The organism is Methylobacterium sp. E-005 (assembly GCF_022829725.1).
In the GTDB taxonomy this organism is placed as follows: Bacteria; Pseudomonadota; Alphaproteobacteria; order Rhizobiales; family Beijerinckiaceae; genus Methylobacterium.
Map to the genome: position 1 here is coordinate 83852 of NZ_JAKSYG010000108.1, position 15122 is coordinate 98973.

Annotated in this window: 10 protein-coding genes, 1 tRNA gene and 2 pseudogenes; 6 read left to right on the top strand and 7 right to left on the bottom strand. The window is 61.2% G+C overall.

Features of this window, described 5'->3' with window-relative positions; genetic code table 11:
* Positions 1 to 129: 129 nt before the first annotated feature.
* The 5 genes from MKK88_RS13060 to aroQ form a co-directional block, all read right to left on the bottom strand.
* Entirely contained in the window at positions 130 to 1905 is a 1776-nt protein-coding gene (locus tag MKK88_RS13060; RefSeq protein ID WP_244000295.1) for an acetolactate synthase 3 large subunit, read from the bottom strand.
* Between the two features lie 549 nt (positions 1906 to 2454).
* Positions 2455 to 3900 carry an amidase gene (locus MKK88_RS13065; RefSeq protein ID WP_244000297.1) on the bottom strand — a complete coding sequence of 482 codons (1446 nt, stop codon included), beginning with the start codon at positions 3898 to 3900 and terminating at the stop codon, positions 2455 to 2457.
* Positions 3901 to 4074: 174 nt separating this feature from the next.
* Positions 4075 to 5154: a dihydroorotase gene (gene pyrC / locus MKK88_RS13070; protein WP_244000299.1), complete on the bottom strand. Its 1080-nt coding sequence runs from the start codon at positions 5152 to 5154 to the stop codon at positions 4075 to 4077.
* An 11-nt stretch (positions 5155 to 5165) separates the two neighbouring features.
* Entirely contained in the window at positions 5166 to 5867 is a 702-nt protein-coding gene (locus tag MKK88_RS13075) for an orotate phosphoribosyltransferase (protein WP_244000301.1), read from the bottom strand.
* A 142-nt stretch (positions 5868 to 6009) separates the two neighbouring features.
* Complete coding sequence (gene aroQ / locus MKK88_RS13080; protein WP_244000304.1) at positions 6010 to 6459, bottom strand: type II 3-dehydroquinate dehydratase; 450 nt, start codon at positions 6457 to 6459, stop codon at positions 6010 to 6012.
* Between the two features lie 175 nt (positions 6460 to 6634).
* Between aroQ and MKK88_RS13085 the strand changes: the two genes are divergently transcribed.
* From MKK88_RS13085 to MKK88_RS13105, 5 genes and pseudogenes are all read left to right on the top strand, one after another.
* Complete coding sequence (locus tag MKK88_RS13085; RefSeq protein ID WP_244000306.1) at positions 6635 to 7477, top strand: 3-keto-5-aminohexanoate cleavage protein; 843 nt, start codon at positions 6635 to 6637, stop codon at positions 7475 to 7477.
* Between the two features lie 44 nt (positions 7478 to 7521).
* Positions 7522 to 7595: transfer RNA gene (locus MKK88_RS13090), tRNA-Gly, on the top strand.
* Positions 7596 to 7863: 268 nt separating this feature from the next.
* Positions 7864 to 8030 (top strand): annotated as a pseudogene (locus MKK88_RS13095) (IS5/IS1182 family transposase); the annotation flags it as partial.
* Positions 8031 to 8782: 752 nt separating this feature from the next.
* Positions 8783 to 9865: a glycosyltransferase family 4 protein gene (locus tag MKK88_RS13100; RefSeq protein WP_244000308.1), complete on the top strand. Its 1083-nt coding sequence runs from the start codon at positions 8783 to 8785 to the stop codon at positions 9863 to 9865.
* Between the two features lie 1016 nt (positions 9866 to 10881).
* Positions 10882 to 11943, top strand: coding sequence for an acyltransferase family protein (locus tag MKK88_RS13105; protein WP_244000309.1), 1062 nt, complete (start codon positions 10882 to 10884; stop codon positions 11941 to 11943).
* 170 nt (positions 11944 to 12113) lie between these two features.
* Here the strand turns inward: MKK88_RS13105 and tnpB are convergent, their stop codons facing one another.
* Positions 12114 to 12599, bottom strand: a complete 486-nt coding sequence (tnpB, locus tag MKK88_RS34270; protein WP_409566655.1) for an IS66 family insertion sequence element accessory protein TnpB — start codon at positions 12597 to 12599, stop codon at positions 12114 to 12116.
* Positions 12600 to 13346: 747 nt separating this feature from the next.
* Here tnpB and MKK88_RS13110 point away from each other — a divergent pair.
* On the top strand, positions 13347 to 14468 hold the full coding sequence (locus tag MKK88_RS13110; RefSeq protein WP_244000311.1) for a hypothetical protein: 1122 nt from the start codon (positions 13347 to 13349) through the stop codon (positions 14466 to 14468).
* A 91-nt stretch (positions 14469 to 14559) separates the two neighbouring features.
* Here MKK88_RS13110 and MKK88_RS13115 read toward each other — a convergent pair.
* A pseudogene (locus tag MKK88_RS13115) lies at positions 14560 to 14850 on the bottom strand (IS66 family transposase); the annotation flags it as partial.
* Between the last annotated feature and the right edge of the window lie 272 nt (positions 14851 to 15122).

Here is a 15122-nt window from a genome sequence, read left to right on the forward strand (position 1 = left end):
TTCCGAAGGACGTGCCCTTCGGCGGGGTGTCGGGGCGGCGCCCCGACATCGGGTGAAGCCCGATACCCGCAAAAGGTCTCGACCTTTTGAAACCAGGATATTCGCGATCGATCCTGTGATGTCAGCCGATCAGACCAGCATCTTGCCTTCCTCGGAGATCACGTCGCCGAGCTCGACGCCGGTCTCACCGAGGTAGTCGGACAGGAGCATCTCGTTGTGCGCCTTGCCCGACGGGATCATCGGGAAGCAATTCTCGGTCTTGTCGACGATGCAGTCGAAGATCACCGGGCCGTCGTAGGCGAGCATCTCCGCGATGGCGCCGTCGAGGTCGCCCGGCTTCTCGCAGCGCATGCCCTTGGCGCCGTAGGCCTCCGCGAGCTTCACGAAGTCCGGCAGGCTCTCCGAGTAGCTCTGCGAGTAGCGCGAGCCGTGCAGCAGCTCCTGCCACTGCCGGACCATGCCCATATACTCGTTGTTCAGGATGAACACCTTGATCGGCAGCCGGTACTGCACCGCCGTCGACATCTCCTGCATGTTCATCAGGATCGAGGCCTCGCCGGCGATGTCGATCACGAGCCCGTTCGGATGCGCGAGCTGCGTGCCGATGGCCGCCGGCAGGCCGTAGCCCATCGTGCCGAGGCCGCCGGAGGTCATCCAGCGGTTCGGCTCGTCGTACTTGAAGTACTGGGCCGCCCACATCTGGTGCTGGCCGACCTCGGTGGTGATGTAGGTCTCGCGGCTCTTGCAGGCCTCGTAGAGGCGCTGCACGGCGTATTGCGGCTTGATGATCGTGCCCGAGGGCCAGTAGGCGAGGCAGTCCCGCGCCTTCCAAGCCCGGATCTTCTGGAACCACGGATCGAGGTTGGACGTCTCCGGCCGCGACGGCAGGGCGCGCCACGCCTCCAGCATGTCGGCGAGCACCGAGGCGCAGTCGCCGACGATCCCGACATCGACCTTCACGACCTTGTTGATCGAGGAGGCATCGACGTCGATGTGGATCTTCTTGGAGAACGGCGAGAACGCGTCGAGCCGGCCGGTGATCCGGTCGTCGAACCGGGCGCCGACGCAGATCATCACGTCGCACTCGTGCATCGCGAGGTTGGCCTCGTAGGTCCCGTGCATGCCGAGCATGCCCAGGAACTTCTCGTCCGTGCCCGGATAGGCGCCGAGCCCCATCAGGGTGGAGGTGACCGGGAAACCGGTCTCGCGGACGAGCTCACGCAGGAGGCGCGAGGCCTCCGGGCCCGAGTTGATCACGCCACCGCCGGTGTAGAAGACCGGTCGGCGCGCGGTGGCCATCAGCTCGACGGCCGCGCGGATCCGGTCGGCATCGCCCTTCACGGCCGGACGGTAGGTCTTGTGGCTGGCGATCTCCGGCTGCTCGTAGAGGCCGGAGGCGAACTGGATGTCCTTGGGCAGGTCGACCACGACCGGGCCGGGCCGGCCGTTGGCCGCCACATAGAACGCCTCGTGCAGGATGCGCGGCAGGTCGTCGATCGATTTGACCAGGTAATTGTGCTTCGTGCAGTGGCGCGTGATGCCGACCGTGTCGCATTCCTGGAAGGCATCGGTGCCGATCAGGTGCGTCGGGACCTGGCCGGTGATGCAGACCAGCGGGATCGAATCCAGCATCGCGTCGGTGAGACCGGTGACGATGTTGGTGGCACCGGGGCCCGAGGTGACGAGGACGCAGCCGACCTTGCCGGAGGAGCGGGCATAGCCCTCCGCGGCGTGCACGGCGCCCTGCTCGTGGCGGACGAGAATATGCTTGACGGCGTTCTGGTGGAAGAGCGCGTCGTAGATCGGAAGTACGGCGCCGCCCGGATACCCGAACAGCGTATCGACACCCTGATCCTGGAAGGCCCGGATGACCATCTCGGCCCCGGTCATGACCTCGCCGCCCATGCTCGTCTCCTCGCGCTCTCCGGAGCCACCGCGATCCTTTAGATCGCCGCCCGGCCCCGTCCTCTCTCCCGGCACCCTCGTCATGCGGGGCGGTCTCCGCCTCGCCCGAAGGTGTCTCTCGCCTCGAATCTCCGTCCCAGTCCCGTCCGGACGCAGGCAACAAAAAAGGGCCCCGAGGGACCCTGCATGCGCCACCGCCCGGATCGCGGCCCTAGCTCAGGGCCGCCCCGTCGGTGACGCTACCGCTACAATAAGGACCGTCGTCATCGGATATCCGAACCTGCTCCGCGGCGGCCACATGATCCGGAACTGAATCAGGGTTGACGCGCAGAGTGTCGGGCCTCTTAGCGGAGTGCGCGGGGCCGGTCAACGCATCCGGCGATTGTTTGGGCGGGTTCGATCATCGAGCCGCTGTGCGGCGCTTCGTCTGCCGGATCCCAGATCATTCTCCGCTGGCGCTCCACCTGTCCGGGCAAGGGGCCGTCGACACTGCATCACGCGGCCCTTTCCCGGGCGTATGCACGAAAACAAGCCGCGCGAGCGGCTCGCTCACGTCAGCGGCGGCGGATGTCGGCGGACCCAGTTGCTCGCCGCGTCGTAGGCGGCGCCAAGCTGCAGGCAGGCGAGTTCGCCGTGGTTGCGGCCGACGATCTGGATGCCGGTCGGCAGACCGGCCTCGCCGAACCCGGCCGGGACGTCGAGCGCCGGCAGGCCCGACATGGTCACGGGGATCACGGTCTGCATCCAGCGATGGTAGGTATCCATCGCCCGGCCGCCGACCACCTCGGGCCAGCGGAGATCCTTGTCGAAGGGGAAGACCTGCGTCGTCGGCATCACGAGGTAGTCGTAGCGCTCCATGAAGCGGCGCAGGGTCTCGTACCAGCGCGTGCGCCCCTCCAGGGCCGCGATGATCCGGTCGGATCCGAGGGCGAGCCCCCGCTCGACCTCCCAGGCGGCCTCCGGCTTCAGCAGCGCCCGGTGCCGGGGCTCGTCGTAGAAGGGGCGGAGGTTTGCCGCGACGGTCAGTGCCCGCAGCACCAGCCAATCCTGCCAGAGCTGCTCCATGTCGTAGCGCGGTACCGCCTCCTCGACGGTGCAGCCGATCTCGACGAAGGTCGAGAGGGCGGCGCGACCGACTTCGAGCACGCCTGGGTCGAACGGGATCTGGCCGCCGCAATCGCCGAGCCACGCGATCCGGGTGCCGCGGAAGTTCCGGACGAGCGGGCCGGCGAAGGCGGACGGATCCTGCCGGATGGAATTCGGGCAGCGCGGATCGTACCCCGCCTGGACGGACAGCATCAGGCCGATATCGGCGGGCGTCCGCCCGATCGCGCCGAGCACGGCGAGGCTGGGGCTGAACACGTCCTTCGCCTCGGCCGGGATGCGGCCCCAGCTCGGGCGCAGGCCGTAGCAATTGTTGAAGGCCGGCGGGTTGCGCAGCGAGCCGGCATGGTCGCTGCCGTCGGCGACCGGCTGCATCCGCAGAGCCACCGCCACCGCCGCACCGCCGCTCGATCCGCCCGCGCTCTTCGTCAGGTCGTAGGGGTTGGCGGTGGTGCCGTAGACCGGGTTGAAGCTGTGCGAGCCGAGGCCGAATTCGGGGACGTTGGTCTTGCCGATGAAGATCGCCCCGGCGGCACGCAGGCGGGCCACCATGATCGAGTCGGCCTCGGCGATCCGATCGGCGAAGATCGGCGAGCCTTGCGTGAACCGCAGGCCGCGTACCGCATCGAGATCCTTCACAGCCAGCGGGAAGCCGTGAAGGGGTCCGACAGCCTCGCCGCGCGCCAGGACGGCGTCGGCAGCCTCCGCCTCCTGAAGGAGCGCAGCGTCGTCCCGCAGCCCCACGATGGCATTCACCTGCGGGTTGATCCTGTGGATCCGGCCCAGATAGGCGCGCATCACCTCGGCGCAGGACACGACCCGGCCGCGGATGGCGGCAGCGAGGTCCACCGCGCCCATAGCCGTGACACCGTCCGGTCGTGCGTCCTGCATCGTACCGCTCCTTCGATCTGGTGGGCTTCACCGATCACGCCGCGATGCAAGATCAGCGACCGTCTTGGCGAGCGGAGCGACGCAATCCAGCAGCGCTACGCCGGCCGACCTCGCGCGGCCCTCTGCCGCTTCGCTGCGCGCGCAATGACGGGGCGCAGCCTTGGCGTTAGGCTGTCACGCCACCGACCAGGGCAGCGTTTCCTCGCCGCGGAACACCACGACCGCCGTATCCTCCACCGCGACCGCCTCCACCACGCGGTCCGGCCGACGTTCCAGCGTCACCGTCCCGGCATTGGGTTCCAGCCCATGAAACCGTGCGCCGTTGAGCGATGCGAAGGCCTCGAACCGGTCGAGCGCACCTTCCTCGTCGAACACCTGCACGTAGGTCTGGAGCGCGGAGGGCCCGCAGAACACGCCGGCACAGCCGCAGGACGTCTCCTTGGCGCCGCGGACATGCGGGGCCGTGTCGGTGCCGAGATAGAAGCAGGCCTCGCCCGAGGTCGCGGCCGCGCGCAGGGCGAGGCGGTGCCGCTCGCGCTTGGCCACCGGGAGACAATACAGGTGCGGGCGTAGCCCCCCCTGGAAGATGTGCGTCCGGTTGATCACGAGATGGTGCGGCGTGATCGTCGCCGCGCACCGGTTTCGGTTCTCGCGGACCACGTCGAGGATCTCGGCCGTTGTGGCATGTTCCACCGTGACTTTCAGCCCCTGGTGGCGACCGAGCAGCGGGATCAGGCTGCCTTCCATGAAGGCGGCCTCCCGGTCGAAGATGTCGATCTCCGGGTCGGTCGCCTCACCGTGGATCAAAAGCGGCATGCCGATCCGCTCCATCCGCTCCAGCACGGGCGCGATCCCGAGGAGGTCGGTGACGCCCGCGTGCGAGTTCGTGGTCGCGCCGGCCGGGTAGAGTTTGGCGGCGATCCAAACCTTCTCCTTGAAGCCGCGCTCGATCTCGTCCGGATCGGTATCGTCCCGCAGATAGGAGGTCATCAGCGGGGTGAAATCCATGCCGTCGGGCAGGGCCGCGAGGATGCGCTCACGGTAGGCGCTGGCGGCCGCCACCGTGGTCACCGGCGGCACGAGGTTCGGCATGATGATGCCCCGGGCGAACTGCGCCGCCGTGTAGGGCAGCACCGCCTTCAGCATCGCGCCATCGCGCAGGTGGATGTGCCAATCGTCCGGCCGGCGGATCGTGATCCGGTCCACCGACTTCGCCTCCTGACGTTCGGCGGGGAACAGCTCGGCGACGCCCATCGCGAAACTCCTCAGGCCTGACCGAAGGCGGAAATGCCGCCATGCGCCGCCGACCATTCCGCCGGCGCGTTGAGGAAGCTTTCCACCTCGGCCAGCGTCTTCGGATCGAACGTGCCCATCTCCTTGGCGACAGCCAGCACATCCCACCATGTGGTGAGGTAGTGGAGCTTGATGCCGATCTCCTGCATCAGCGCCGCGCTGTCGGGGAAGATGTCGTAGTAGAACAGCACGAAGCAGTGATCGACCTGGGCGCCGGAATCGCGCAGGGCCTTACAGAAATTGACCTTGCTGCGCCCGTCGGTGGCGAGGTCCTCGACCAGCAGGGTCCGGGCACCCTCGACGATCTCACCCTCGATCTGCGCATTGCGGCCGAACCCCTTGGGCTTCTTCCGGATGTACTGCATCGGCAGCATCATCCGGTCGGCGATCCAGGCCGCGAAGGGGATGCCGGCGGTCTCGCCGCCCGCGATGTGGGTCAGCTTCTCGTAGCCGATCTCGCGCACGATCGTGGCGGTGGCGAAATCCATCAGCGTCGAGCGCAGGCGCGGGAACGAGATGATCTTCCGACTGTCGGTGTAGACCGGGCTCGCCCAGCCGGAGGTGAACTTGAACGGCTCGTCCTTGTAGAAGAGCACCGCCCCGATCTCGAGGAACATCTTGGCCGCCTCGCGGGCGATGACCGCTCGGTCAAGGGGCAGGAAGGGACTGGTCATGCGGCGTGCGCGCTCCGCTGGGGCGCTCGCCGGGGGCCTGGAGACTTGTCCGGCCGGGGCGAGCGTGTGGAAATGGGGCCTGACCGCCCTCCTCCGCCCTGTCTCCGCCAGCGTCAACCCTGCGCGGCACGCTATCCGCGCTTCACGCAGTCCGACCGGCCCGCAGATGCGCGAGGTGCCGGATCGCCAGAGCATAGCCATGCGTCCCGAAACCGGCGAGCACGGCCGTGGCCGCGAGCGAGACGTAGGAATGATGGCGAAAAGCCTCGCGCCGGTGAACGTTCGAGATGTGGCACTCGACCACCGGCACCTCGCAGGTGTTGAGCGCGTCGAGGATCGCCACGGAGGTGTGCGTGTAGGCGCCCGCGTTGATCACGATGCCGGCCGAGCCGACCCGGAACGCCTGGATCGCGTCGATCAGCACGTGCTCGGCGTTGCTCTGGCGGAAATCCACCGCCAGTCCGAAGCCGGTGGCGGTCTCGCGGCACAGGGCCTCGACGTCGGCCAGCGTCTCGCGCCCGTAGATCTCCGGCTGGCGTTTGCCCAGCAGGTTCAGGTTCGGCCCGTTCAGGACCAGGATGGTGTGGTTCATCATGTGCCTCGCGGCCCGAAGAGGTGCGACAAGCGCCGTCGCGACACAAGTCCGGGCTGTCATCCAGCCGGAGATGTCCCGCCTGCGGACCCGACGCCCGCAATGATTGGTTCAGATCCGTGCTCGGCAGCGCTATCCCGGACGGCGCGGGGGACGAGACAGGGAGGATACACGGATGGCCACATCTCGGAGCGACACCCCCGTGGTGATCGCGGTAGCGATCACAGGTTCGGTCCCACGCAAGAAGGACAACCCGGCCGTGCCCGTCACGGTGGCGGAGCAGATCGAGTCGACCCATCAGGCCTTCGAGGCGGGCGCCACGCTCTGCCACATCCACGTGCGCAACGACGACGAGTCGCCCTCCTCCGACCCCGATAGATTCGCCGCCGTGCAGGAGGGGCTGCGCAAGCACTGCCCCGGGATGATCGTGCAGTTCTCGACCGGCGGGCGCGGGCGCGATCCGGCCGCCCGCGGCCTCCCGCTCAAGCACCGGCCCGACATGGCCTCCCTGTCCACCGGCTCGGTGAACTTCCCAACGATCGTCTACGAGAATTCCGCGAGCCTCGTGACCGAACTCGCCGGCCAGATGAAGCAATACGGTGTCCGGCCCGAGATCGAGATCTTCGACCTGTCGCATCTGCACGGGGCCAAACGGCTGGTGGAGGCGGGCCTGATCGACACGCGTCCGCACGTCCAGTTCGTGATGGGCGTTCAGAACGCGATGCCGGCCGAAGAGCATCTCCTCGATATTCTGCTCGCCGAGACGCATCGGATCCTGCCCGAGGCGACCTGGACGGCCGCCGGGATCGGCCGCAACCAAGGGGTGGTGATGGATTGGGCGCTCAGGCGCGGGGCGGATGCGGTGCGCACCGGCCTGGAGGACAACATTCGGGTGACGAAGGACCGGCTCGCGGGCAGCAACGCCGAGTTGGTCGGGCTGGCCGCGGCGGCCGTTTCCCGCCACGGCCGCCGCGTCGCCACGACCGCCGAGGCCCGAGCCGCGCTCGGCTTGCGCTGAACCACCTTCTCACGCGCGGGCCGGCATGCTAACGATCCGCCCGCGCGGGTGTAGCTCAATGGTAGAGCAGCAGCCTTCCAAGCTGAATACCCGGGTTCGATTCCCGGTACCCGCTCCATTCAAACTTCAATCCTGGCTGACGTTTCCCAAGCCGGAAGTGGAGCATCGACCGCGCGCAGCCGGATCCGGTGGCCGAAGACGGCGCAGGCAGCCGTAAAAACCGACTCTGGAGGCCCGCGAGGATCGGCCTTTAGCGCCCCAATCGCTAGGGCGTGGTGACGATACAACGCTGTTGGGATCCCCCTCCAGTCTGAGATTGGATTCAACGCTGGCCGAAGAGGTTGGCGATGAACTGCGACGCGCTTCGGAAGGATTAGTGGCAGTGAATCGAAGAGTTCGTCCCCGGGGGGACCAAGGGCAAGGGCGGTCCGCGCAGCGACAAACGTCGGTTCCTTGCTGGGCTTCTCTGGATGGCGGGCGCTGGCGTGACCTGCTCGAGCATCTCGGTCGGTATCAGCCGGTGAAGCGGCGTTACTCTCACTGGATCGAGCTGACGGATGCACAAGTCCATTGTTCATTCCTCCGACGCCTAATCCCGCCACAGAATTACAGGACGAAGCTTCCGGAGTGCGCGGCGCAGCCTCGGTGGCTGCGCCCAACGCAAATTGTTTATTTTGCGGTGCCCGTAGTTGCGTATTTTATAAAGTCAGACGCCGAACATCATCAATACGGCGCAACCCGCACGAAGCATCCCCTCTTTCGGGCGTGGGGGGTTAAATCTGCGCTTCGAGATTGATGGCAAGCGAAGGAATTATCAGACTTTGCCGGACGCCAGGAAAAGGGGTGGGATTGCTGACGCATTTCAGCGATCGAAAGTAGCGCCCGCGAGTGCATTCCCCTGTAGCCGCATCACGGCAAATTTTTGAAGGCTCTGCGCATTCGAGCGCCTATGAATATGACTGCAGCCCTTGCATATTCCATTGTCAAGCCTGGGGCGTGTCCACACCGGCCAAAGCGCTCAAGGTTTCGGCCCCAACACAGCTCTCCGCCCGTTTGAACTGGCAAACCTCGAAGAACCCGAGCCAGGGCGCAAATTCGGTCCCACAGAGGCTCGGCTGTGTTCGCTCTTTCATGATGCGGGTCTTATTCCAGCAGGCTGGTAGCGAACACCGAGTCAGACAGGTATGCCCCAAACCCTGGTGTCCCGTACGCCTAAACGCTTTGCCAGCATGACCAGCACCGCAAATCTCATGGGATCGCGAGCGCTCGCACAAACTCGGCGTGTGCGCCATTGGGAACAGTAAGATGGAATCAAAACCGTGGTTTGCGTTGAACGGCCGCTTTCTGACTCAGAATCTGACTGGTGTTCAGAGATACGCCTGGAACGTCGCCTATCATCTCAATGAAATTCTTGGCGCAGCGAACCAGTCAGCTCCAATCTTAACACCAAACGGCGCGACGGACCCGAATCTGTCGCGGATGCCCCTCGTCGAGTTCGGACGTGTCGGCGGCCATGCTTGGGAGCAGTTCATCTTACCTGCGCGGTGGCGTGGCGATTTGCTCAACCTATGCAATATCGCGCCAGTTATAAAATCACGACAGGTTTTGTGCATTCACGACGCGAATGTCTTCATTCGACCCGAGAGTTACAGCACCTCGTTTCGTATTTATTATCGCGGCCTCCAAACTGCCCTGGCTCGCAGAGCCAGTCGGATAACGAGCGTCTCGACAGACTCAGCGGCACAGATCGCCCGACACCTTCCACTGAAGATGTCCGATATTATCGTTCTCCCCAACGGGCACGAACACGCACTTGCTTGGGATCCTCAAGGCGCCCAATCCGCTCCCTCTATTCTGAACAACCGCCGTGCTGGTGCAGGGCGCCCGTTCGTCCTTGCCCTCGGCTCCCGCGCGCCGCACAAGAATCTCCGGCTTGTCATGGACATAGCTCCGCGCCTCGGCGATGCGGGGATCGACGTCATCATCGTGGGCGGATCCGCCAAAATTTATTCCGACGATGCTCTGACGGGGGGGGAGAACGTCCATTTCACCGGTCGGATGGACGATAACGACTTGGCTTTTCTATTGGAGCGTGCGCTATGTCTTTTGTTCCCCTCATGGACTGAAGGCTTCGGGCTCCCGATCCTCGAAGCGATGACGCGCGGCTGTCCTGTTATTTCATCGGATCGCGCCAGCATGCCGGAAGTCTGCGGAGACGCTGCCCTGATGGCCGCGCCGGACGATCCGATGGCCTGGGTTCGGCACATCGAAAGGTTGCGTAGTTCCACTCAACTGAGGAGCGAATTGATCGCCGCGGGTCGACAAAGGATCAATCGTTTTTCATGGAAAACGACAGCGCAGGCCTACGCCCAACTGATGCGCGGTTGAGCCGTGCCCCTCGCATCGCATCCCTGGGTGTCCCGGCTGCCCGAGCCGTGGGGCTGCCCTCCCGGTTCCATGACTTCCACTTCCATGACTTCCACGGCGGCGGGCCGGCGGGGTCGCTTTTGTGCGGCGACAGGAGTTGGCACGACCGCACATCCTGTCGGCCGCCCCGGACTGCAAGAAGCGACCGACGGTGATTCATCTTGTTCAACCGATCGCGGCCGCGGGCGCGGAGCAGATTCCTATTACTCCATTGAGCACTGCTTCCGCTGCCCCTTTCGATACAATATGTGTGAAGAAGGCTCGCCCCCGGCATCGCGAACGCTAGGCCTACGGCTTACCGCGGCAAGGGCAGACAATGATCGCGCGCTTGCCCCTTGAGATCAGCGAATGAGAACGACGGCCGAACGCTGATGCGATTGATGTGTTGGCCTCTCACGGCTGATCCAACGCCGGAAGGATCCGCACCTGATTCAGCCATCCCTAGAACCAACTAAAAAATGTACAAACCCAATATTGAAACGAGAGAAAATCATGTAATTACAGGTACGTTTGTCGATACATCGTTTTGGTTCACTCGAATTGCAAAAGCGAAAATCGTATCGCGGCAACATGTAATTCAATAGTTGCAAATTGCAACATACGGAGGATTAATGTTGTCGCTTTATACTTTATCATTCAGGATCAATTCTAAAAATTCCCCGATCAGAGATACGAGGCTTACGATAATCGGTAATAACTTGAGTTAAATTTTATTACTCGATATTTGAATGGTTATAGGATTTCTGGCAGACCGACCCCGCAGTTCCGACAAGAGCATCAAATCAGGATAAAGGACCTCTCTGTTTAAGAATGCGACTCGAGACCGGCACAGAACGTCGATCGAATTTTTGTTTGATGCCGGACTTTTTTGCATTCAGATCCCACTAAACAGCGCAACATTGGCGCCGGCAAATCAATGAATGGGGCTTAAGTTGGATACTACGACCAGGCCGACTGCGAGCAAAATTCGCGATCAGATGCCGAGTTTGGAAGGCATTCAAGTTATGCGTGCAGTGGCAGCGATTGCTGTCGTTTTCACCCATTCGATTACTCGCGTTTCGGTTTCTATCAACAGCAATCCGGAAAGCTCTTTTTTTAAATCTGCCGATGGCAATCAGTGGATTGTTGGTGACTTCGGAGTGGATCTATTTTTCGTCATCTCCGGATTTATCATGTTTTATACCCATCGATCCGATTTTCGACGGCCCGGTGCGATACGCAGCTTTCTATTAAAGCGGGCCGTAAGGATCATCCCACTTTATTGGCTCCTAACGAGCCTGACGATTTTCATTTTACTATTTGCGCCTAGCATTTTTAGCAACGGTCGTGATGTGGATGTTTTTTGGTTCGTGGCGTCGTATCTATTTATTCCTTTTCCTTCTCCCTCAGGTGTTATCGCTCCCACACTCGGCGTCGGATGGACGTTGAATTATGAATTTATGTTTTATTATTTATTTGCGATATCTCTGAGCTTTGATCAAAATAAAGCTCTGCGCATAATCACTGGGGCACTCTTATCACTCGTTTTAATCGGTAGAACGCTACCTCACGGATCCAATCTAATAACTTTCTACACGAGTTGGCTGTTTCTAGATTTCCTCGGAGGAGTTTGGGTAGCGTGGTTGGTTTTATACCGCAAACCCATCAATCAAGGGTTGCGCGGCTGCTTATTTGCCCTCGGTCTGGGCTCAATCGCGTACAGTGCGTATTGGCCCCCGGTCGAAACTGAAGTGTCACGCTTTATCATCTGGGGTATTCCATCAATCTTAATTGTCCTTACCGGTTATAAATTTTGTATTCCGGGATTGGGAGGGACAGTTTTGCGTAAGGTTGGCGCAGCATCTTATTCTATCTATCTATCGCAAGTATTTGCCCTTCCTTTCTGGGCTAAAATAATCAACTATCTAAATGTTAGATACGTCCCTTTTGATTGCTTGGTTCTACTGCTTACTATTATGGTAATTATGTCCGGTATCGTTGTCTGGATAGCTGTCGAACGACCACTCACTGCGTTTTTCCGACACAAAATTTTGTTATGATATTTGTTCGGGGTTGGTAAAATAGGTGCATGCTCGTAGGAGCGGGCCTTTTTAAAGCGGAAGGCCTTCGCACGACGTGCTCATGTAAGTAACGGATTGTGCGATATTGGCTGAGGATGAGACTCTTACGTCAGCCTCAGAGTTTGTTTGAGTCCCTCAGCCGGCCGCCTTTATTTGTCTCGCGTGCAGACACGAGGTCCGCCTAGCGCGACGGAGAGGGAAGCAGATGTGGAAAGGCAGCCGCCCAGCCAGAGGCATTTGATTGGGTCGGCGCAACATCCGCGGAAGACGTACAGATCGCCAGCATGGGGATTGCGACTACCCCCTTCCTGCACCAGCAGCGCCAAACCGTTCATGCTGCGGCGCATGTCGGTGACGCCGATGCCAATCCACACCCGGGCGGCCGATGGGACCGGGGTCGTTGTGCCGCGCCAGCAACGTCGAGGACGCGGGTGAGCGCTGCGCCATACACCCCGGCCTTGACGACGCGCCGGCCCCGATCCAGTACGCTCACTCTCCGGCCCGGAGCCGGCGACGCGGGCGGGTGAGTGCCATGCTCCGAGGGGGCGCCCGGCTCGGCCACTGCCGATGATCCACTGGCTGCGAATGCGTGCCGCCGGATCAACAGCAGCGGCTGCGAGATCCCGAGCCAGCACGCCGTCGCCGACACCAACCGTGGCCTCTGCGGATCTTCAGCACGATGCGGAGCTTCGCGTCTTCCGACCAGCACCGAAGGCGGCCGATCTCGACGATCTCAGAGGGCTGAACGCGCCGTACACTGTCCGTATGGCTGTCCGTACGCACTGTTCCCAACGCCGCTCGACACACCACACAAGACGGCTCTCGGCGGCATACGAATGATCGTGTTCTTCCAGTCGACATGAGCCTTATCAGAAAACCGAATCTCAATCGGATTGCCGGAGACGATTTGCACGATTTTCGCTTGGGGCTCAGGGAAGGCCGGTGCAAAGCCGAGATGCCGTCGTGTTGGTCCAAGCGAGGTCGCGCCCGTCTTTGCCAAGCTACTGCAGATCACACGGACTCAACCTCCGATCCACTCGGGCGCTCTGTCCACTCTCTAGAAGACGGCGGCGCATTCCGCGACACGCCATTCTAAGATCATGCATCGGCCAGCGATCATCGGTCAGGCGCGTCCGCCCTCAGGCAACCTGCTTAGACAGGGTGTGGTGGGTCAGGCTTAGAAGGCACATTTATCCGGGCCGATGAGCGGTAGCGACGAGGGTCGCTGCTGTTGGACATGGCAGGTGCACTGCGCTACGAAAAATTGAGCCTAAGCGCTGCTGGACCAGTCTCGCATGGGGCTCTGCGTTCCGGCCTAGCTCAGTTCAAGTACCACAACTTCTTTCATTTTTTTTAGATCACTGCCGCCGAGGCATTTGAATATGAGCAGTCACACTGTTTCTATGAGTGAGGAAAATGCCCTACTGATTGATCCCTCCGTCGTTGGACAGTCGCATATTTTGGTTAATACAGGCATGGTATGTCTTGCCGCCTCCCGCTATACACGTGTCACAGTTATCGCCGAGAGCACACACTGCGATGCGCTCGAACAATACCTGGATTTAAACATTGCCAGCCGCGTTACATTTATTCCATGGAGTCGCAGGGCTGAGATCAGAAGTATTGTACATAAATTAATTGCAAAAGACCGATTCGATCTCGTTCTATTTACAAATCTTGAGTATGGTATTTTTGTATATATGAATGTATTCCACAGGGGAATAACCCAACGACCGATCCTCTGGACGCTTCATAGTCACTTGGTGAATCTGGGACTCACCAGCCGAGTAACGCGTATCAAAAACTTCGTAAAATGGTATTTTTTATTTTGCGCGTTCCGTAAGGTTAAATTTATTGCATTGGGAGGCAGAATTCGCGCAAATATCGAAACCGCCATTGGCCCATTGTTCTACCGTAGCAATATCGCAGCTCTTATGCATCCGGTCGGAATTAGAAAGCTACCAGGACCCGCCCTCGACGCCTCTGACATACGTACCAGAAGCCCCCGCGTCATATTCATGTCGGGCTGGCATGGTTTGTCGCCAAAAAACAAAGAATTATTGGGCGAACTCGAACGTCTCGATTCATCAAGCAGCCGATTTGAGCTTGTTTCTCTCTCGAACAGCTTTAAATCTGTCAGCAATCAGAAAGTTAAATCCTTCGCCATTGATTATGCAGATCGACTCAAGGAGATCACCAAAGCCGATTTCTTTCTCCACCTTCCAAGCGATCCGTATCGCCTCCACGCAAGCGGAGCCGTGATGGACATGCTGCTAACAGGCACGCCAATCATTGGGCTGCGAACCGATTTTGGAGAGGAATTGGCCGAGATAATCGGACCGTTCGGCTATTTTTTCGATAAGCACGACGAGGTTCTTCGCTTTTTTTCGTCGTCCGATTTCAATCCTGCTGAGTTCGATCAGTTCCGATCAAATCTGGCCGCGGGCTATGAGAAGATTGTCGCGCTGAACCAAACTCAGTTCGACGACGTGTTGAGTTCCTAACTGCTCAAGCTCATGGTGATATTGGGTGAGCTCTCGTTGGAAGCCGGATCCGGCGCTCGACGCGTATCCACTCAGGCTCATAATGGCGCGGTTAGGCGCCGACGGTTTTGCGGATGGTGCCGAATGGATTGGCGCCAGTCAGGCGCAGGGTGTCGACGGTACGGATTGCAGCCTCGCCCTCAGCGGCCCACATGGCGCGGCTGCCTGTGGTCCCTTCCGCGGCACGACAGCCGGACGTAGGAGCCGCTCGCGGTCATTGTTCGTCGGTTCGACCTGTCTGGCATAGGTGAGGAACATCAGGCGCTGATCGCGCGCGGCTGATCTTGGCGTGCAGATTGCGACCGAAGTCACAGGAGCTCGGCGTAGGAAGGATGGCGCTGATCGGCACTCCACAACGTGGTCCGAAATCAAAGTCTTTGCGCGGTAGGCCTCAGGATCCCCAATATTGGTCTGGCCAATCGGCCAGCTTCTCGGTCTCATTCACCAACCTGCTGAACCGCCGTGAAGGCGAGTCCTAGCACTACTTTGGCAGATTGGTTTCAGGGTGGCAGGTTGAGATCGGCGTCACAGTGCGGGCATCGCTGCGCTGGCGGCCGACTGAGGTGATCCAAGATGGCCTGCCGGATCGCCGGCATCGAGGGCTGAGGCGGCGGG